The sequence below is a fragment of the Streptomyces pactum genome, from assembly GCF_002005225.1.
Lineage (GTDB): Bacteria > Actinomycetota > Actinomycetes > Streptomycetales > Streptomycetaceae > Streptomyces > Streptomyces pactum_A.
Window position 1 is genome coordinate 15,508 of sequence record NZ_CP019724.1, and the last position, 18,510, is coordinate 34,017.

At 67.7% G+C, this 18,510-nt stretch carries 16 protein-coding genes and 2 pseudogenes; 10 read left to right on the forward strand and 8 right to left on the reverse strand.

What is annotated here, in order from left to right; translation table 11 throughout:
- Window positions 1–281 precede the first annotated feature (281 nt).
- Entirely contained in the window at window positions 282–4,454 is a 4,173-nt protein-coding gene (locus B1H29_RS00065) for an NACHT domain-containing protein (protein WP_159027740.1), read from the reverse strand.
- 150 nt (window positions 4,455–4,604) lie between these two features.
- On the opposite strand from B1H29_RS00065, the gene B1H29_RS00075 reads away from it, so the two are divergent.
- A complete protein-coding gene (locus B1H29_RS00075; RefSeq protein ID WP_055422321.1) occupies window positions 4,605–4,808 on the forward strand; it encodes a hypothetical protein in 204 nt (67 codons plus the stop codon).
- 283 nt (window positions 4,809–5,091) lie between these two features.
- Here the strand turns inward: B1H29_RS00075 and B1H29_RS36965 are convergent.
- Window positions 5,092–5,909: pseudogene (locus tag B1H29_RS36965) on the reverse strand (IS5 family transposase).
- A gap of 554 nt (window positions 5,910–6,463) precedes the next feature.
- On the opposite strand from B1H29_RS36965, the gene B1H29_RS00085 reads away from it, so the two are divergent.
- The 4 genes from B1H29_RS00085 (at window position 6,464) to B1H29_RS00100 (ending at window position 9,402) form a co-directional block, all read left to right on the forward strand.
- Complete coding sequence (locus B1H29_RS00085) at window positions 6,464–6,637, forward strand: hypothetical protein (protein ID WP_159027741.1); 174 nt, start codon at window positions 6,464–6,466, stop codon at window positions 6,635–6,637.
- Between the two features lie 155 nt (window positions 6,638–6,792).
- Complete coding sequence (locus B1H29_RS38960; RefSeq protein ID WP_055422319.1) at window positions 6,793–7,869, forward strand: helix-turn-helix domain-containing protein; 1,077 nt, start codon at window positions 6,793–6,795, stop codon at window positions 7,867–7,869.
- 30 nt (window positions 7,870–7,899) lie between these two features.
- Window positions 7,900–8,442, forward strand: a complete 543-nt coding sequence (locus tag B1H29_RS00095; RefSeq protein WP_055422318.1) for a sigma-70 region 4 domain-containing protein — start codon at window positions 7,900–7,902, stop codon at window positions 8,440–8,442.
- A gap of 90 nt (window positions 8,443–8,532) precedes the next feature.
- Entirely contained in the window at window positions 8,533–9,402 is an 870-nt protein-coding gene (locus B1H29_RS00100; RefSeq protein ID WP_079159898.1) for an SAM-dependent methyltransferase, read from the forward strand.
- A gap of 18 nt (window positions 9,403–9,420) precedes the next feature.
- Here B1H29_RS00100 and B1H29_RS00105 read toward each other — a convergent pair whose 3' ends face one another.
- Complete coding sequence (locus tag B1H29_RS00105; protein ID WP_055422315.1) at window positions 9,421–10,323, reverse strand: DUF5753 domain-containing protein; 903 nt, start codon at window positions 10,321–10,323, stop codon at window positions 9,421–9,423.
- Window positions 10,324–10,489: 166 nt separating this feature from the next.
- Between B1H29_RS00105 and B1H29_RS40100 the strand changes: the two genes are divergently transcribed.
- Window positions 10,490–11,568, forward strand: a protein-coding gene (locus tag B1H29_RS40100) for an IS630 family transposase (protein WP_432280061.1) whose coding sequence is annotated in 2 segments (ribosomal slippage) — window positions 10,490–10,991 and window positions 10,991–11,568 — 1,080 coding nt in all. Because the reading frame shifts where the segments join, the coding sequence is not laid out codon by codon here.
- Between the two features lie 10 nt (window positions 11,569–11,578).
- On the opposite strand, the gene B1H29_RS00120 is transcribed toward B1H29_RS40100, so the two are convergent.
- A complete protein-coding gene (locus B1H29_RS00120; protein WP_079159899.1) occupies window positions 11,579–11,818 on the reverse strand; it encodes a DUF397 domain-containing protein in 240 nt (79 codons plus the stop codon).
- 272 nt (window positions 11,819–12,090) lie between these two features.
- Here B1H29_RS00120 and B1H29_RS00125 point away from each other — a divergent pair, with 272 nt between their 5' ends.
- A complete protein-coding gene (locus tag B1H29_RS00125) occupies window positions 12,091–12,564 on the forward strand; it encodes an ATP-binding protein (protein WP_079159900.1) in 474 nt (157 codons plus the stop codon).
- Between the two features lie 48 nt (window positions 12,565–12,612).
- On the opposite strand, the gene B1H29_RS00130 is transcribed toward B1H29_RS00125, so the two are convergent.
- Together B1H29_RS00130 and B1H29_RS00135 are read right to left on the reverse strand one after the other, a co-directional pair.
- Window positions 12,613–14,076, reverse strand: a complete 1,464-nt coding sequence (locus tag B1H29_RS00130) for a UvrD-helicase domain-containing protein (protein ID WP_107095413.1) — start codon at window positions 14,074–14,076, stop codon at window positions 12,613–12,615.
- Entirely contained in the window at window positions 14,073–14,552 is a 480-nt protein-coding gene (locus B1H29_RS00135; RefSeq protein ID WP_324611064.1) for a hypothetical protein, read from the reverse strand. Before B1H29_RS00135 ends, B1H29_RS00130 begins: the two co-directional genes overlap by 4 nt.
- 44 nt (window positions 14,553–14,596) lie before the next feature.
- Between B1H29_RS00135 and B1H29_RS37850 the strand changes: the two genes are divergently transcribed.
- On the forward strand, window positions 14,597–14,962 hold the full coding sequence (locus tag B1H29_RS37850; RefSeq protein WP_055422311.1) for a hypothetical protein: 366 nt from the start codon (window positions 14,597–14,599) through the stop codon (window positions 14,960–14,962).
- Window positions 14,963–15,052: 90 nt separating this feature from the next.
- Here the strand turns inward: B1H29_RS37850 and B1H29_RS38965 are convergent.
- Window positions 15,053–15,385: pseudogene (locus B1H29_RS38965) on the reverse strand (DUF6083 domain-containing protein); the annotation flags it as partial.
- Between the two features lie 170 nt (window positions 15,386–15,555).
- Window positions 15,556–15,819, reverse strand: a complete 264-nt coding sequence (locus tag B1H29_RS00145) for a helix-turn-helix transcriptional regulator (RefSeq protein WP_055422310.1) — start codon at window positions 15,817–15,819, stop codon at window positions 15,556–15,558.
- 434 nt (window positions 15,820–16,253) lie between these two features.
- Here B1H29_RS00145 and B1H29_RS00150 point away from each other — a divergent pair, with 434 nt between their 5' ends.
- Complete coding sequence (locus B1H29_RS00150; RefSeq protein WP_234393220.1) at window positions 16,254–17,024, forward strand: hypothetical protein; 771 nt, start codon at window positions 16,254–16,256, stop codon at window positions 17,022–17,024.
- A gap of 207 nt (window positions 17,025–17,231) precedes the next feature.
- Window positions 17,232–17,882: a hypothetical protein gene (locus B1H29_RS00155; protein WP_055422308.1), complete on the forward strand. Its 651-nt coding sequence runs from the start codon at window positions 17,232–17,234 to the stop codon at window positions 17,880–17,882.
- Window positions 17,883–18,510: the final 628 nt, after the last annotated feature.

The following is an 18,510-nucleotide window of genomic DNA, read 5'->3' on the forward strand; positions in this document are numbered from 1 at the left end:
GAGATACGGCGGGGCGCCACCCTGGTCCTACCGCGCGCCGGAGCCGCCCCTTGGCCTCCTTCGACGGCAACACCCCGCGTCACACTGCGAGCTGCGGCATAGGCAAGGCACGGGTTCAGCCTGCTCGCCAGGTGGGTTGTCGAATCACGAACCGAGGCATACTCGCTGTTTCGAAGAGAGCGCAGCGCTCTGGCGTCTGGCAATCAGCGGCTGCATTCCCGTTCTTCCGTTGATTGACAGGCAAGCAGGCAGGTGATGGTCCGGGTGGCAGGTCGTCATGGTCAGGTCTGCTGCCCTGGTGGCCTGCAGTCCAGCACTTTGGCCTGCACGGGAAGCCGATGGACTGCGGCCTGTTGGTGCTGTTGCTGCTCGATCTGCTCCCGGCTGTGAGCCGGGGAGCAGCCCGGCCGCCAGCTGGTGTCCCAGATGTCGCAGTCAAAGAATCCGACCAGGAGGATGCCAGCCGTGCGGGGGTGGCACAGGTAGCGGGCTACCAGCTGGTCGGTCAGTGCCGTGGGGAGTGTGGGGTTCCAGCATCCCTTGCACTCGATGACGACCGTGACCGGGGCCGGGTCGTCGGGAGCGGTGGCGGCCTGGATGTGGATGTCGGTGCGGCCTCCTCCCCCGACGCCGGGGCGGTTGACTTGCACTTCGCGGTTGAGGATGACGCGCCGGTGTTCAAGCTGCATCTTCAGCAGACCGGTCACCAGGTCGCTGAAGTCTTCCTCCCACATCGGCCACCAGGAAGAGCTGCCGGCAGCCGATGCGCTGCGGTTCCACAACAGGGTCGCCAGTCCGTTCGGTGCCGAGAGGGCTTCCTGGACGCTGTCCAGGGCTTCCATGACAACGTCGAGGAGGTGGACCTCGTTGCCGATCACGCGCTTTCTGTGATCGTCGGCCAGTCGTCGGAGCTGGTCGGCTGTCAGGGGCTGCAGCTGGCGTTCGGCGGCTTGACGCATGGTGCGCAGTGCCAGTCGGCGCAGGCGGCGGGTCTGGTGGGGCACGGAGTCTGCCAGGGCGAGGAGCTGGGTGGCTGCGGCCTGGGTGCGCTTGTCTGCCATCAACTGGAGGAGGCTGTCGGCGAGGTCGTGGAGCCGGTCGGTCGTGGTGATGGGGTAAGCGACGCCGGGCTCGTGTTCGGGGCGAGGTTGCTGAAGTTCTTCTCGTGTGTGCAGGCGGCGGTGGAGGTCGGCGAGATCGGCTTCGCTGAGCGCGGCCACGCCGTCGGGCCAGTGGTGCCGGAGGGTGAGGTGTGTAGCAGTACGGCCGATGACCTCGTCACAGAGTTGAGGGGTCTCGTCGAAGTAATGACGGATGGTGGGCCACAGCCTGGGCAGAACGTCGAAGGACATCACGATGCGTACGGCTCTGATCCAGCGTTCCTGCTGTTGCGGGTCCCCGTGTGGGCCTGCCTGCACGGCGTCGGTCAGGAGTGTTTGCGCTGGCGTGTGGCCGTGGTGGGCCAGTGCGGCCAGGGCTGTGGCCCATGATTCAGCTGTCCGGCCTGGAGTGGTCGCCCAGCGCTGGATGATGCTGCAGGCTGCCGGCAGCGGCAGTTGCGCAAGAATGCGGACCGCTTCGGCAAGACGATGGGCGTCGAGTACGTCGAGGCATGGCTCCAGTGCGGCATCGAAGGCGGGGCCCGCCTGTTGGGCGCAGTCCCGCAGGAGAGTGTGGTGCTGTGCGGTTTCCTGTGATCGGGGCGTCATTGTGGCCAGAGCCACTGTCCAGCCGGCCCAGCGGATGGCCTGATGGTGGCCGAGGATGGTGTGTGCCTCGTCTGGGGAGACGAATCCCAGGGCCGTCAGTTCCGGTACCTCGGTGACGTTCGGCCCCCAGGGGTCCATGTCCTGGCTGTTCCACGCGGGGGCCGTGACGAGCACGTGCAATGCGCTCCTGGTCAGTTCTTCGTGCAGGTCGCTGCCTGGAGCGGGCAGGGATGGCGCCTGGGTGACCGCGGTGAGCAGGGGCTGGGAGGTGGGCTGATTCGGGGGGCGTGTGCCGTCGGTGGTGCGGTGCAGGTGCCCGAGAACAGCGAGCCATGCTTCCCGTACCGTGTCCGGGCCCGCTGACTGCGCGGTGCGCAGGGCGGTGCGCAGCGCGTGCTCGTCGAAGGTGTTGTTGCGGCGTTCGTCTTCCTGCCGTTCGCGGCTGCGGCGCTGCCATTCCGGCTCCGGTCCGTCCCACCAGGCGGTGGCCCGTTTCAGGGCATTGTCCGTCTGCCGGGCCTGATCGACGGCCTGGCGCAGTTCGGTGTCCTCAGGTCGTGGGCGGTGGCTGATGAGGGGGCGTGCCGCGGTACGTGATTCCTGGGACAGGGTGGGCCAGGCGGTGGCCCAGTGCAGGAGGTCTTCGTCGGGGAACAAGCCCGTGTCCGGACTCTGGTGGGCGAGATGCAGCATATCGTCCGGGTCGGCGTGCTGCAGCACGTATGAGGCGAGGCGGCGGCGCAGTTCCGGTGCGCTGTGCAGGGCGTTGTTGAGGGACTCGAAAGCGGTGCGCGCGTCGGTGCGGTAGGCGAGTTGGTGATCGGCGGCGAGTGCCACGAGGGCTTGCCCGGCCCGTTCTTCCAGCAGGGGGGCCGGCTGTGTGGGGGTGTGGCTCATCTGGCTGATGCAGGTGGCCAGCGCCGTGGCCGCGATGGCGGCCTTGGGGCTTTTCTCTTTCAGTGCATTGACGGACCAGTCGAGGAGGCTACCGGCCTGGCCGGTGATCGTGTCCAGTCTGTCGAGGGTGAGGCGCCAGGGCCATTCATCGAGGTCGGGCAGCAAGTCGAGGTAGTCGGTGAGGGACAGGTGGTGCGGCCACAGGTGCTGGAGGGCTGCGCAGGCGACGCTGGGCTTGAGGTCGGATGCCAGGGTGCGCAGCCGGGCTACAGCCGCTGGGTCCTCGACCTCGTGCAGGACGTTGAGGGCGAAGGCGCGGATGCGGGTGGGTGCGTTTGTCTCTTCTGCAAGGGCCAGCAGGTGTGGGGTCAGGCCGGCAGGCTGGCACTTCCCCGTGATCCACAGGGCGAGGTAGCGCTGGTCCGGGTCTGACTGCGGTGTCAGGAACGGCTGCAGTTGCGGGGCGAGGTCCGGATGGTTCAGCCGGTCGAGTTGGTCCCAGCCGATGCGGTAGGGCTCCTGGTCGGGTACCGACTCGAGTATGGCCCGGGCTGTCCTTCGGCGGTGCTCTGCGGGCAGGGCCCGGAGGTCGGCCAGGAGCAGGATGTACGGGTCGTGCCTGAGTAGGTCGTCGAAGAGTGTGTCGTCGATGACTGCCAGGCGGGCGGCTATCTCCTGATGCTCAGGCAGGATGTGACGGGTCTGGCCGGTTCCGGCCCACAGCAGCGCGCCGCGCACGGCCGGCTCTACGGCTGTTGCCATGTATTCAGCGGCCAGGTGTTCCTGCAGGCTTCGGTGGGCGAACACCCATCTGCGCTGGCCCACCGGGGCCAGGAGGCCCGACTCTGTGAGGTGGAGCAGTTCATGCCGGCCGCACGCCGTTGTCTCGTCGCTTCCTGGCACGTGATCTCCGCACAGGGTGTCCAGGTGCAGCTCTCCCGGGCCGGGGCGGGCTCCGTCGGTGAGCGCGGCGCACGGGCTGAACTGCAGGGCGGCCGCGGCCCAGCGGGCCACGTCGAGGAGATGGTCCACCGAGGGCCGTTCCTGGCGCTGCGAGAAGTTCTGCGGTCGGGTCTCGGTGCACAGGGTGCGACAGGCTTGCGCGAAGGCCTCCGCCACCGTGGTGGGCAGCTCTCGTCCCTCTGTCCGGGCCGTGATGAGGGGAATCAAAGTGGCCGGCTGTTGTGCGAGGGCCTGCAGGCCCCGGCTGAGGACATGCTCCGTGAACGCAGCACCGTCCAGGCCGCTTTGGTCGACGGCGTACTGGGCGTCGGCTGGGCTGAGGGCCGCCAGTGTCACCATCGCGACCTGTCCCGGCTCCGGCCACAGGTCGCGCAGACCTCTTTCCAGGTGTTCTGGCCACCGGGTGGAACGGCAGGCTATCCGCAGCCGGAGCCGGCGCCGTTCCTCCGGAGACAGGGCGCGGAGCTGGGTCAGCAGCACCTTGTTGAGGGCTGGGATGTCGCTCAGGCCCTCATCCAGGCCGTCCAGCAGCACATGATGTGTTCCGTCGCCCTCGGGGTTCAGACGGTGGTGAAGGTGTGTACTCGCGGTCGCTGTGTCATACACGTCCTGCCCCAGATCGATCAGCGTCGCAGGGGTTGCATCATCGAGCAGGCGGGCGAGTTCCTGCTCGAACGCTACTGACTTGCCGCAGCCCCGCTCCCCCAGCACCACCACCACGGGAACATCCCGAACCTCGCCGAAGTAGGTCTCTTCGCCCGCAGTTGGTTGACGCTCGACCACCTGCTGCTGGCCCGGTCTCTCAGCAGGCAGAGCTTCCAGGACCCGTCGCCATGCGTATCGCATCCCGCCATTGTCCCCGGACTCACCTTGGTCGTCAGCCACCGCCCGAGTGTCCGAGCTCATCATGGTCGTCCGACCCGACTGCAACTGAGTCGTAGCGCCCGCGCCCTCTATGATCGCGGCTGCCGTACAGGTGGTGGGGCTTCCGGCGCGGCCGGAAGCCTCCGCTCACGTTGACCAGGCGCACCCCAAATGGCGCTGTGGGATCATGGCCTCGGCATTTCGCCGGACCGGTACCCGGTCGAAGAACTCCTCGCGCTCGTTGTCGTCATGAACTCGATAGACGATCAGGTCATCGCCGACCGCATGCAAAGCCTCCGTCCGCCCCACCAGATCACCAGCTCCTCCATCCAGCAGCTCGCCGGATACCTCCTGCTCGAATACGGCGACACGTAGCGATCGACCGGGTCGGGTTTTACCTCGCTCGGCAAGGAGCCCTCCTGAGATGGAACGTGCCCGACTTCCTGGCGCCCTGGGCGCCACCGCGCCTCTCCCCCGCCTGCGATCCCTGCTGCGTCAGCACCGGGCCGCTGCACTCAGCAGGGTTCCGCAAACTGTTCTGTCTGACCCTGCGCAGTGCACCCGCGGTGGTCCCGTAGAGGTGTTGACGCTTACAGACCGGACAGCACGCAAACTCCGTGCATGCCAGCCTCGGCATGCCGTCGCCTCCTTAGAGGCCCTAACAAAGGCGTTGGACGTGGCGGTGGGTGATCAGGTAGACGGCGAGGCCGAGGAATGCTTCGTGGATGTCGTCGCGTGGTTCCCATCGGATGCGCAGGCGGCGGAAGCCGTGGAGCCAGGCAATCGTGCGCTCGACGATGTACGGAAGATGCCCAGGCCGGTGCCGTGCGGCTCGCCTCTCTTCGCGATCACGGGGCGGATGCCTCGCTGCCAGAGCAGGCGGCGGTACTTGTCGTGGTCGTAGCCGCGGTCGGCCAGGAGTGCGTCGGGGCGGCGGCGGGGTCTGCCGGCCTGGCCCGCGACGGCGGGAATCTTGTCGAGCAACGGCTCGAGTGGGGTGACGTCGCCCGCGGTTTCCGCCGGTCAGCGACACCGCGAGCGGGATGCCCTGGCCGTCGACGATGAGGTGGTGCTTGCTGCCCGGCCGTGCGCGGTCGACCGGGCTGGGCCCGCTTTTGGGCCCCGCCGGGCGGCCCGCACGTGCGAGGAGTCGATCACCGCCCGTTCCCAGTCCAGCTGGTTCTTCGACCGCAGCTCGTTCAGCAGCAGCTGGTGCAGCCGGTCCCAGACGCCGGCCTCGTTCCAAGCCGCAAGACGCCGCCAGCAGGTCATGCCCGAGCCAAAGCCGAGCTCCTGGGGCAGGTACTCCCACTGGATGCCGGTGTGCAGGACGAAGAGGATCCCGCACAGGGCCTGCCGGTCCGGCACCCGCGGTCTGCCCTCGGCCTTCTTCGGACCCGGCTTCGGCAGCAACGGCTCGATCAGCGACCACAGTTCATCCGACACGATCCACGGCCGCGACTGACGGTTTCCCATGCCCAGACATACGAGCAGAGAGGGCGACCGACTCATGATCAGCAGCTTTTGTTAGAGCCAGTAAGGGCGATACCTGCAAATTTGCGCGAATGCATAGGCGAGGGCGGGGCGCACCATGTCCGCAGACGTTGCGGCGGCGGAGTGCGCCCCGGCGTACGTCAGGGAGGCAAGACGGTCCATTCGTCTGGATCAGTCGCATTTATGCAGCACAGCGGGGGGTTGTCATTCGCGGTCGAGACCGATCAAGGATGGGCTGAAGTCGACGATGTTCGACGCCTTCGCAGGCCACAGACTGCAATTGCTCACCGCGAGGAGATTCGAACTTTGCGCGATGAACGGTTTATATGGCGCCATCTGTGACGGAGGGGCTACCGTCCGTTGACGCGAGGGAACCCCGGGCAGGCTCGCTACCGACTCCGGGGCCCCTCCTCAACGAGACCAAGGAAGGCAGGTAACCACCTATGCTTGTCCCGTACTTCGCCGCTGCCGCAACCAGGGCGGCAACTCGCGACGACGCTAGCATTCCGCGTCGCTCCCAGCCTGAAACCCGTGGCATGAGTGCCTGGACTGTCACGGTGCAGGCGAGCGCGTTCCTGGCAGTGACCGTGCTCCCCGTGCTCCTGATCCGAGACGAGTGGACGGGACCTGCCACCACAGCGCTGATGGCCGGCCTCTCGGTGATGATGCGCCAGTCGCAACTCCGCTACCAGCGAATTCGACTGATCTGAGCCGTGCTTGATCGTGGCGGCGCGCTGCACAGCGCGCCGCCCGCCGTCCCGGCGGCTGCCGCCGGGACGGACACGGGAAGAGTCCATTCCTCTTCAGCTTGCGCAGAACCCCGCGCACATGGGAGAGAAACGGTCACAGCACGTGGGAGGAAAGGATGGCGGGTTCAAGTCCCCGCTATGGCATCTGCCGCTACTGCCAGGAGCGCTTCGCTCAGACGATCGGTCCGGGCCGCAAGCGGGAGTACTGCAGCGTCGGCTGCCGGAGCAAGGCGCAGCGCGACCGGTCTGGCAAGACAGGCCAGCACAAGGCGCCCACGGCGCTCCCCTTGGGCCGGCGCATCGCAGAGGACCTGCAGGCATTGTCGGCCGCTCTCCTCGAGGCCGAGTACGACGGACGGCCTCTTCAGGAGCTCCTGCGTTGCGCCAGCAGCGTGGCACGGGAAGTGGACTACTACACGGCGGCCGCCGTTCAGGACGCGCGGTCCCAGGGCTCGAGTTGGGAGCAGGTAGCCGAGGCGGCGCAGCTGAGCGTGACCACGGCCCGTACACGGTGGCCGGAGAACCGGGTGCGAGAACGCCTGGGAAGGCGGGCTGCCGAGCGTGCTGAGGTGCAGCAGCCTCTTGCCCCGATGACGGAGGGCCCGAACGCCGCGGCAGACGGTCAGCTGTCCAAGGTGGCCGAGCGGGCGTCGGCGAAACTGGCCTCGGCGCTGTCGCATCTCCACCGATCCAGTGGCCTGACGATCAGGGACGTGGGCGAGCGGACGTGCTTGTCTCCCTCGTATGTCTCGCGCATCCTTTCCGGAGAGCGAACCCCGGCCTGGGCCGTGGTGGGTGCGCTGACCGAGTTGTTCGGAGGCGACCCGGCAGAGCTGAGCGTGCTGTTCGAAAGTGCGCACGGGAAGGTGCCGCCAGCGCAGTACGCGATCACTGACGCGGTGGACCGGCTCCACGCCGCACTGCGCGGTCTGCACCTGGCGGCAGGACGTCCCCGTGTCGGCGTGGTCCGCAGCGCTTCACATGGCGCGCTGAGCGTCCAGGAGATCGACGACATCCTCGAGGGCGTCTTGGTTCCGGGCTGGGAGCAGACGTCGGCGCTGGTGACCGCGCTGGGCGGCTGGCCCGCCGACGTGCGGCCGCTGTGGCAGGCGGTCCACTACACATTCCTGCTCTGCATGGATCCGCCCAAGGATCCGCAGCCGCGGTCTGCTGACCCGTCCGAATCCACCTGATGCCCTGTGTGCTGCAGGAAGTGGGATGCCATGTTCATGCGTTTGCGTCGGACGGACCGGCTGGTGCAGGCAGCCGGCGCGGTGGAGACCACTACCACTGCGCCGTCTATCGAGCTGGTTCTGCCGCTGGAGTACACCGCCTTCTGCCTTCTGTATCAGGAGCGGTACCTGCACTACACGCGGGAGCGGGTCCACGACCCCTTGATGAGCCAGCAGGTGGTCAGGGCGCTCCTGGGCAACCTTGCCACGATCTGGCCGACGGTCATCAGCAGCCCGCGGCCTGCTGCGGTGGCGTGGCGGCTGCTGGACGCCCTGATCTCCTCCGTGCTGCGCAACGGTGATGCAGGTGTCACCGGGCCGGATCCGGTGCGCCAGGTGTTGCCGCCCGCGCAGGCAGACGCGGTCGTCCTGCGATGCCGGATGCATTTGAGTGAGGCGCAGGCGGCGGAGCTGATGGGTGTCGAGCCGCCGGTTGTCGCTACCCGGTTACGGATGGCTCAGCGGGCCTTGCCCGGGAAGCTGACGGCCTCCGCCGCGGCCGCGCATCCGCCATCCGGTCGCGCGCGCCAGTGAGAGGGTTCCGGAAGAGATTCTGCAGCGCGCCTCGACCCACGGGTGCTGATTCGGCGAAGAACTACCCGCGGTGAAAGCGGCCTCCTTACCATGGGTACCCGCAGCACGCAGCGTGCTGCGGGTACCAACACGGGGCGGGGTGCCACCTTGGAGCGCGGGCAGACGCCGCGGCTGGACGTAATCGACTCCAAATCACCGAACCTTGCCCGGATGAACAACTACCTGTTGGGCGGCAAGGACCACTACGGCGCCGACCGTGAGGCGTGCGAGCGGCTGACGCAGCTCGTTCCCGAAGCACCTCGGGTGGCTCAGGCTGCGCATCGGTTCCTCTTGAGGGCAACCAGCCATCTGGCCCGTGATCACCAGGTGCGCCAGTACGTGGTTTTCGGCGCCGGACTGCCGACCTCTGTGGGAGTACACCACGTTGCTCGGCGCATCCAGGCGGGTGCGCGCACCGTTTATGCCGATCACGATCCGCTGGCTCTGGTCCATGGCCGCGCGCTGTGGGAGGACCGGTACACGCTGGTCATGCGGGCTGCTCCGGCTGAATCACTTGCTCTGCTGAGAAGTGCAGCGGTGCGCGAGATGATCGATTTTGCGTCGCCGGTGGCCGTGCTTCTTGTCTCAGGACTGCACAACGTTCCCGAAGACGCTGGTCCTTCGACCGTGCTGCAACAGGCATCGAGAATACTGGCATCGGGAAGTTTCATCGCAGCAAGTCATCTCGTGAGTGAGGATGCCGAGGTGCGTCGGAAGGCTGGTGCATTGCTGCGGGAAGCGGCCGCGGGCCGGTGGGGGCGCGTGCGCCCGCGGGCGGAGGTCGACGCATTCTTCGGCGGCTTGCAGCAGATGGCTCCGGGGCTGGTGGATGTGCACCAGTGGCGGCCGGGCGGTGACCGTGCTGCGGGTGGCGGCAGTCTGAGGTGGGCCGAGCGCGGAGCGGTGGCCGTGGTGCACTGAGGTGCGGACTGGCCGGGTTCAGCTGATGATGCTGTCCAGGAGCTCCACACTCTCCTGCGGGGACAGAGCGGCCTGGGCCAAGCCGTCCAGGACGCTTCGGTAGTGCTGAGTCTCGTCTGGTTTGTCCAAGTACTCGGCGTCCTGCAGTTGCTCCAGGTAGACGACGTCGGGCAAGGCGGGAAGGTCGAAGCGCAGGTGCGTAATCGGGAAGCCTCCGGCGATGCACCCCGGCCGGTTGAAGGGCGCGATCTGTATCGTGACGTGGCTGAGGCGAGACATGCTGATCAGAGAGCGCAGTTGCTCTCGCATGACCAGATCGCCGCCCATGGGCCGGCGCAGCACGGCTTCGTCGAGGACGGCCCAAAGGCGGGGCGGGTCCTGGCGGATCAGGACGTTCTGGCGTAGGGCCCTGAGTTCCAGCCGGTCTTTGACCTCTTCCGGAGGAGCGGCGGGGTAGGCCTGGTGTACCAGGGCTTCTGTGTAGGCGGGTGTCTGCAGCAGTCCGGGAACGAGCTGCACTTCGTAGGTTCGGATGACAGAGGCTGCCTCCTGCAGTCCGATCAGCTTGCCGCACCAGTCCGGCAGGACTCCGTCGAATCGATGCCACCAACCGGGCTGGCGGGAGATGCGTACGATCTCGGCGAAGCAGGCGCGGACGTGCTTGTCATTGACACCGTAGAGGGTGAGCAGGTCCATCACGTCGTCGTGCTTACAGGTGACCTGGGCTCGCTCCATCCGGGAAATCTTGGCTTCCGAGCTTCTGATGGACTTGCCCGCCGGCTCCGCGTCGATGTGTGCCGCCTTGCGCAGGTGACGGAGGTAGTACCCGAGGACCAGCCGCAGCGCGATGGGGCTGCGCGCGGAGGCGTCGAGGTAGTACTCCAGGGTCGGTGCATCGACCGGAGGGGCGGGCACGGGCATGATGTCTCCTGTGGTGGCCGGACGACGAGCGTCAGTCTTCCAGGAGACGATGCGACGGGCGCGTCAATTGGACTGTCTCAGGCTGGCGTTACTGACTTCGGCTCGCCAGGGTGAATCTTTGCGAAGTCCCTGATGGGTCTGGAGCGGTGGCTGTATTCCGTGGTGTGTGAGATATGCGGATGGGGGCGGGCTGACCGCTGCGGGACGTCGGCGCCGGGAGTCGGTGCGGATGCAGGCGGCCGAGCTGTTCGAGCAGGAGATCAAGCCGCCGGAGGTGGCACGGCGACTGCGGGTGAGCCTGAAATCGGCCTACCAGTGGCACCAGCTGTGGCGGGACGGTGGTCATGAGGCTCTGGCCTCCCGCGGCCCGAGCGGATCCCGTTGCCGGCTGTCCCCGCGCTGTCTGGAGAAACTGGCTGCGTACCTCGATGAGGGCCCGGCCGCCCACGGCTGGGTGGAGGACCAGGTGTGGACCGCGGCGAGGGTGGCCACGCTGATCGGCCGGAAGTTCCACGTCTCCTACAGCGTCTCCGGTGCCACGAGGCTGATGCACCGGCTCGGCTTCAGCCCGCAGGTCCCCGCACGGCGGGTCGCCGAGCGCGACGAGAGGGCCGTCACCGTGTGGAAGGAGGTGACCTGGGCGGAGGTAAAAGAGCCCGGGCGGCCTGCGGGGGCTACATCTGCTTCGAGGACGAAGCAGGGTTCACGCGGAAGCCGCCCCGGGGACGAACCTGGGGCCGGCGCGGGCACACCCCGGTCGTGACCGTCAGCGGGCGACGCTCGGGGCGGCTGTCGGTGGCCGGACTGATCGCCATGCGGCCCGGCTCCCGTACCCGGCTGTGCCACCGCCTGCGCGCCCACCGGGCGGGCAGAGGCAAACGCCGCAGCATGGGCGAGCGTGACTTCATCGCGCTCGTCGACGGCGTCCACCAGCTCCTCAAGGCACCTATCGTGCTGGTCTGGGACCGCCTCAACACCCACGTCTCTCACGCCATGCGCAAGTTGATCGCCGAGCGCGCATGGCTGACAGTGTTCCTGCTGCCCGCCTACTCACCCGACCTCAACCCCGTCGAATGGGTATGGGCACACATCAAACGCAGCCTGGCCAACCTCGCCGTCGTCGCGCTCGACCGGCTCGAAGCACTCGTCCGTAACCGACTCAAGCGCCTTCAGTACCGGCCCGGCACCCTCGACGGCTTCATAGCCGGCACCGGCCTGACTCTCGACGAACCTGCCTCACCCTGACGAGCCGAAGTCAGTAACTGGCGATCGGGTCGAATTCACCGTCCTTCACCCCCGCGATGAAGGCCGCGATCTCTGCCCTCGAGTAGACCAGCGCCGGTCCGTCAGGGTGCCGGGAGTTGCGCAGTGCCACCTCACCTCCTATCAGTAGCGCCACTTCGACGCAGTTGCCGTCTGCTGTGCTGTGACGGCTCTTGACCCATGTCACTCCTGGAAGAGAGTCCGCCGAGACACCGTTGAAGGCACGGGCCATGTCCGACCTCTTTCGATCGTTTCCGACTTCTTTCATTTTTGGGTGACGCTGCTCTGGTTGCTGGGGACATGCTTTCCCTCCCCTCCTCATTTGGATGCAAGTCACGGATGCAATTGCATCCGGAGCGGGGCGACGCGGATACTTATCAGTCAGGGCAGAGGACCGCGGCCCATACAACTGGACGTCTTCCGGGGGGATGAACAGTGTCAGCTCATGCGGCGACGGCGCCGAGCCAAGGGCCGAATGCGGAGGCGCTCTTGCCACTTCGGAGCATGAGCTGCCCCTCCCGTTCACCGCTGACGCCACCCACGGCACCGGACTGGGGACTTGCCCTGGGCATCAGCACATCCGACTTTGCCGCTCGGGCATTCACGCGGGACCCGAGTAGTCTGAAAAGCATCCGCTGCTTCGTCCGCGACACCGCCGTGGCATGGGGCATCGGCGCTGTGGCCGAAGACCTGACTCTCGTGGTCAACGAGCTGACCACCAACGCGGTTCGGCATGCGCTGCGGTCGAGCCCTCAACGGGAAGCCAAGGCATGGCTGGGTATCGCCCAGACTGCGGGCACGGTGCTGTGCGCTGTCTCCGACCCCAGTCCGGCTCCCCCACTGCCTCACCCGCCTCGGGGTATGGCCGTGGCGGGCCGGGGCCTGCTCATCGTGGACGCCCTGACCAGCCAATGGGGTTACGCCGAGGCAGCACCCGGAAAGACCGTCTGGGCACGGCTGAACGCGCACGCGCACTGACTTGGTGATGACGGTCACCCCTCCGCACCCTCACACGTACGCGGGCCTTCATGACGCGTCCTGCGCCGCAGCACCGTCGGGGTGATCACGGACCCATGACAGCCCGCCGAGGTCGAGACACTGGCGTGCCCGTGTGACCGCCACGTACGCCAGACGGGCTTCTGCCTCGTCGATCGGTTCGGGAGGCGTCGGAGCGCCCTCATAGCTGTCGACTGGGGCGAAGTCGTCGGCGATGAGCACGCGGGACCACTCCCGTCCCTTCGCTTTGTGCGCGGTGGAGACAGTCGCCTGCGCCTGTGGCTCGGAGACGAGCCGAGCTACGGCGTCGAGAATGGCATCGGTGCCGTGGCTGTCGACGAGGTTGACCAGCGGCTGCAGATCACGTCCCGCCGGGTCATAGGCTGCGTAGTCCTGGAGGTCGCCCCAGTGAGTGAAGAGGGTCAGCTCCGGGTGGTGGGTACGCCGGCCTTCTTTGAGGTCCCGGGCTGCCAGGGCAAGGGCCTGCAGACTCTCTCCTCCCCCGGCCAGAGCTACTCGGCTGCCGACGGCCATGAGCGCCATCACCTGCGCCATGGCACCGACGTTGGTGCGGCACAAAACGGCATCTGGTTGGGTGACGGTCCCGAGTTCTGTGGGGATGTCGGGGGTGCCGGTAAGGCGGAGCGGAGCGCCGGCGAGGTGGAGCCAGCGGTTGGCCTCTGCGGCAAGGTCGGGGCCGAAACGGAAGGACTGCGACAAGGCCAGGCGGGTGCCGTCGAAGCCGGTCATGATGTCCTTGGCGCCGCGCCAGTGGTAGATGGCCTGTGCAGAGTCACCGACCATGACGAGCTGGGCGTGGCCGCGCTGGGCCAGGAAGACGTCTTCGACGACCGGATTAGTGTCCTGTGCCTCGTCCAGCAGGAGAAAGTCGGTGTCGAGCCGAGGTCGGGTGAGTGCCCAGATTTTCAGGTAGTGGTCGTGGTCGAAACGGACGGCGCCGCCGTCGGGGTGCTGCAGGTCGGCCCAGGCTTTACGGGCGAACGGAACGATGTGGTCGGCGAGTTCAGTATGGCAGCCAGGATCTTCCAGGCCGCGCAGGCGGGGCACGTGGTGAGGAGCGATGCTCTCGTCGGCGGCATGACAGAAGCGGGAAACGGTACGCAGGGTCGCGTTGGAGAGAGCCATAGGGCTCACCTCCTTCTCGTCGATGCGGAGGGCCTTGGTGATGCCGAGGTCCTGCCCGCTCTTCCATGCGGGGCGGCGGGGGGCGTTCAGACGGCGGCGGTATCGGTGGCCGATTGCCGCGTAGGCCAGGGCGTGGGCAGTTCTGCACTGAACGCTGCTGGGGAACTGCGCGGCGGCGCTCTGGGCGATGGCCCGGTTGTAGGCGAGATAGCGGCCTCGGCGACTGGTGGTGCGAGCGAGCAGGTTGAGGGTGGTGGTTTTGCCGGTCCCGGCACCGGCCTGCAAGGACAGGTGATCGCCGTTACGGAAGGTGTCGGCTGCGGCGGTCTGCTCGTCAGTGGCGGTCACCATGGTACTGCTCCAGGGAAACGGGTCAGCGCGTGGCCGACGGCCGTCAGAAGGCGGGCGGGCGTGGTACCGATGAGGAGGTGATTCACAGCGCGGCTGAGACGCTCGGTTTCCTCCCTGTCGTACTGGGTCAGTTCTTGGTGCAGCGCCCGTTCCAGCACCTGTTCGGGGGTTTGACCGGCCTGCTCTGCTGTTCGGCCGAGGACGGCTCGAGTGGCGGGCGGCACAGAGACGTTGAGCAGAACCTGGCCATGCGTGTCCGGGTAGTGGGTGGTGATGACGTCGACCGGCAGGTGTTCACCGAGACGGCGGCGCAGACGGTGGGCGGCTCGCCGGGCTGTCTTTCCGGGACAGAGTGCCATCAGGCGTGTGGCGTCGTGGTTGGCAGCGAGTGGGATGGAGCGGGTGGCTGCGCGGAGCTCGGCCGGACGAGCGGAACGGGTGAGCAGGACTTCCAGGGCGTGGTGGGGCATCATCACGCTCCTTGGCAGGGTCGGCGCGACGGGCGTGGAAGCTGGGTGTGGATGTGGTCGGCGTGCAGGAGGGGGTCGAAGACCTTCCATTCGGTCTGGTCGAGTTCGACGGGACTGGCAACGTGGTCCGGGCAGTGTTGAGCGCGCCAGCGCAGTTGCTGGACCGGGTCGAGTCGGTCGAGATCGTAGACGGCCACCGGGAGCGGAGACTGGCCTGGGCTGTGCTTGGCGCGGACGGGCAGGAGGCGCCAGGTGCCTGCCGGGAAGCCGGCGTCCAGGAGGCGCTGGCCGCACAGGGGATGGTGAGGACGCTGTGCGATGCAGCGGATGTTGTCCAGTGGTGCGCTGGCCAGGTAGAGGGTCAGCAGGGCTCGTACGACCGGGCGGGCAGGGGTGGTGGACGGTTGCTCTGAGCGGTGCGGTGCGGGGGTGAGCAGGCCGGTGTCGATCAGGCGGCGGGTTCGCAGGGCGAGCCGGAGGCGGAGGGCGTCCAGGTGGGGCCGGGACTGTGACGAGTCCGTTCGGCGGGGGCAGACGAGCCGGTGTGGGATACGGCACCACGGGCTGCCGTCACCGCTCGGGTGGGCGATGCCTGCGCTGAGGTGCCAGCGGCAGTCCTCGGGGATTACGGCAGTGGCCAGTTCTGCGGGGTGCAGGGCAATGAGTCGGTGATCCGCGCGCGGGAAGAGCTCGATCGGGTTGCCGCAGGCGTAGCAGCGGCGAGTTTGACCGGCAGTCGGAAATCGGTCTGGGCTGGTGGCGGTTGTTCGTAGCGGTCGCCTGCGGGGGCGCGCGGTGTGAGGGATGCCGTGCAGGCGGGTGAGGTGGGAACGCATGCGCGGACCGTGTCAGGCGACACGCTGTGATCGGCGCAACGACAGCCGAGGATCCCGCGAACGGCCCAACACTCGCGAACGTGTGAGCGGAGGTGCGTATGCGAGTGCGACTCTCCCTCGCCTCTTCGGGTGATTCGCTGCGGCGTGATTTTCAGGGCGTGGCCGGTTGGTCAGGTGTCGTTGCCGCCCGGCGGGGTGTGGTTGCCGCAGAGCACCGCAAGCAGGTGCTCGATGGGTACGTCGAAGACGTGGGCGAGGGCGTGCCAGGTGGTGAGGTTGCCGGGGGTTCGACCGTGTTCGAGGTCGATGAGGGTGCGGCGGGCCAGGCCACTGCGGTTGGCGAGTTCGTCGAAGGTCCAGCCGCGTTCGCCCCGCAGGCGTGCGAATTCCACGCGTAGTGCGCTGAAGTCGGGATCGGGGGGCAAGATCGTCACTCCACCATCCGACGGTGCAGAAGCCTGCCCTGTCAGTGCGGGTTTCTGCACTATCTGCGCTGACGAGAGTGACATTCACGGTGCGGAAATCTGCACTAGCGTTCTGGCCGTCCTGGCGCCTGCTGCCAGGACGCCTGTCAGACCAGTTGTGTTCACGGGAGGACGACGAGCCGATGAGGCTGGCCGGTACACAGGCCGCGGTGCGGCGCGTCTGGACAGTCGAGCTACGCCCGCGAGCGGGAGGGCCGAGACTGTTCTGCATCCAGTGCAAGGCCCACACACACCCGGTGGATGTGTCCTCGGCCCGTTCGGCGGCCCTGACACATCTGGCCAGCCACGCTCGTGCCGAGGCGTTGCCCGGGCACCTGCGCACGTGCCAGTGCCGCGCCCTGGGCTGTACGTGGCATTCCCGCAGCCGAGGCTGCGGGGGGCTGGTGCTCCTGGCGCTCACCCGCCAGGCGGGCGGGCGCTCCTGGCGCCTGGCCGACGCCTGCGCCGCCTGCGCCGCAGCAACCAGCGAGACCGCCGTCGTGCCGGACACGCTGCTCGGCGCACGCCGGCCCAAGCCGGCGGGAGGCATCTTGCGGCGCGCCCACCACGGCCTGTCTCCGGGGCCCGACGAACGGGCCCGTGTGCGGGAGATGCTCACCTACCTGTCTGCCACGCTCCCCCAGTTCACCTCACCCGCTGCCCGGCTGCTCGCCCTGCAGTGCGCCCTGCGCTCGGACACCCGGGGACATGTCACTGTCGCGGACGGGCTACTGCGCAGCATGCGGCTGCGCGGGCGCCGGGAACTGTGGCTGGAGCTGGCTCAGGCCGGATGGCTGGAGACGACCAGTCCCCGGCCCGGATCCGTGGCCGTACGGCTACTGGACGCCACCGTGCTCGACCAGGCGCCAGGCCGCGGCGCGCGGCGCCGCGCCGCTCACTGGGCGCTGCACCCGACGCCCCTGGTGCTGCCGGCTGCGGCTCCCGCTGTGTTGCGGCTGACCGCTCTCGCGCTCGCGTCACATACCTTCCGCACGGAGGATTTGGATGCTGTGTCCCGCCTGTGCGGGAACTCCCCGCAGCAGACCATGGAGTTGCTCGACCGGCTGGTGTCGGCTCGCACACTGGCGGCCTGGCATCACCACCAGGACACCGATGAAGTGCTCTGGCAGTTCCCGCAACAGCTACCACGGTATTCGGCAGACCGGGACAGCTAACGCTGCAACCCGCGGCGTCCGGACCAGGAGTACGCATGGACGTGGTCCGGGATGACCAATCCTCATCTCTCATCCGTACTATCTCCGCACGGGGGTATGCGCGGCAGGTGCTGTGCAGCGGCTTTCCTCTCAGGCGCAGCCAGCACATCCGCGCCCGGCAGTTACCTCCCCTCCCCGTCCCTCACGCAACCAAGGAGAACCAGCGCCATGTCGGAGACATCGAACACAACCGAAGTGGCCTCGCAGTATGCCGTCCAGGTGGCCGGCGACCTCGAGCGCAACGCCAAGGAGCAGGAGCGCATCGGCGCGGACATCGCCACGCTGCAGGAGAAGCTCACCGCCCTGCAGCAGGACCACAATGTGCTGGTAAACATCCAGCAGGCACTGGCCGCCACTGTGCCCGCACCGGCTGCTGAGAGCACCACCGTGCCCTCGCCCCGCAAGAAGACGGCCGTTGAGCCTACCGGCGGCAGGCGCTCGCAGGCCGAGAAGACCACGGCCTCGCGGGGTCGCACAGCGGCCAAGGGGCCCGTCGCCAAGAAGGCACGTGCCGCCAAGGCTCCGGCCAAGGCAACAGGGGCGAAGAGCGACGCGCCCACCCTCGTCGAACTCGTCCGCCTTCACCTTGCCGCGCAGAGTGAACCGCGGTCCGCCGCAGAGGTCTCTGCCGGGCTGAACCAGGCCCATCCCGAACGTGCTGTCCAGACCACCGTGGTTCGCAACACGCTCGAAGGTCTCGTTGCCAAGCAGCGTGCCCAGCGCACCAAGCAGGGCTCCTCGGTCTACTACACCGCCACCGGTGGGCCCGAGCCCGTTGCTGCTTCCGAGGTCGCTGCACAAGCCGAGAAGAGCAAGTAGAAGCCCAAGCCCGCTGCGCTCGCCGCCCGCAGACTGGGCTGTGTGGTTGTCACATCACCGGCGACATAGCGTTGGCACGACGGGCCTGGCCCGGAGCGGGCGGCGGAGAGCCAAGGACGTCCGCCCTCTCCAGCTTGCAGCCCTGCTTGATATCACGGCTGAGCCACCAACTCGGGTCAAGCAGGCCGGCCACAGCTGGATCGCGCCCGATGCACTGCGTCATGACGTCCATCGCTTGCGCTTCCGCATGGCGGCAGCCGTCGTTCCGCCAAAGTCCCAAGGGTCCTGGCCGGTTGGGTTCCCTGTCCTCCCCGTGAGGGGATCATGCTGCCATTCTGGCTATACCGATCGTGGCGCCGTCTTCTCACCTGATGCGGTGGCGACCGCCATCGCACTTGCGGCTGCGCCACTACGCTACTTCGGTGCCCGGGCCGGCGCGAAGGCCACTGTGCAAGCCGTCCGCGAACAGACCCGAAGCGCCGCCGACCAGCAGGCACTCACAGCCCGCCGCACTGTGTATGCAGAGTTCGCCCGGGGCGCGGTCCGAGGCGGTCCTGCACGTGGACCAGCAGGTTGAACGGATTCGGCGCGCCGCTGGGAAGTTGCCACCGGAGTGGCGAATGCTGGC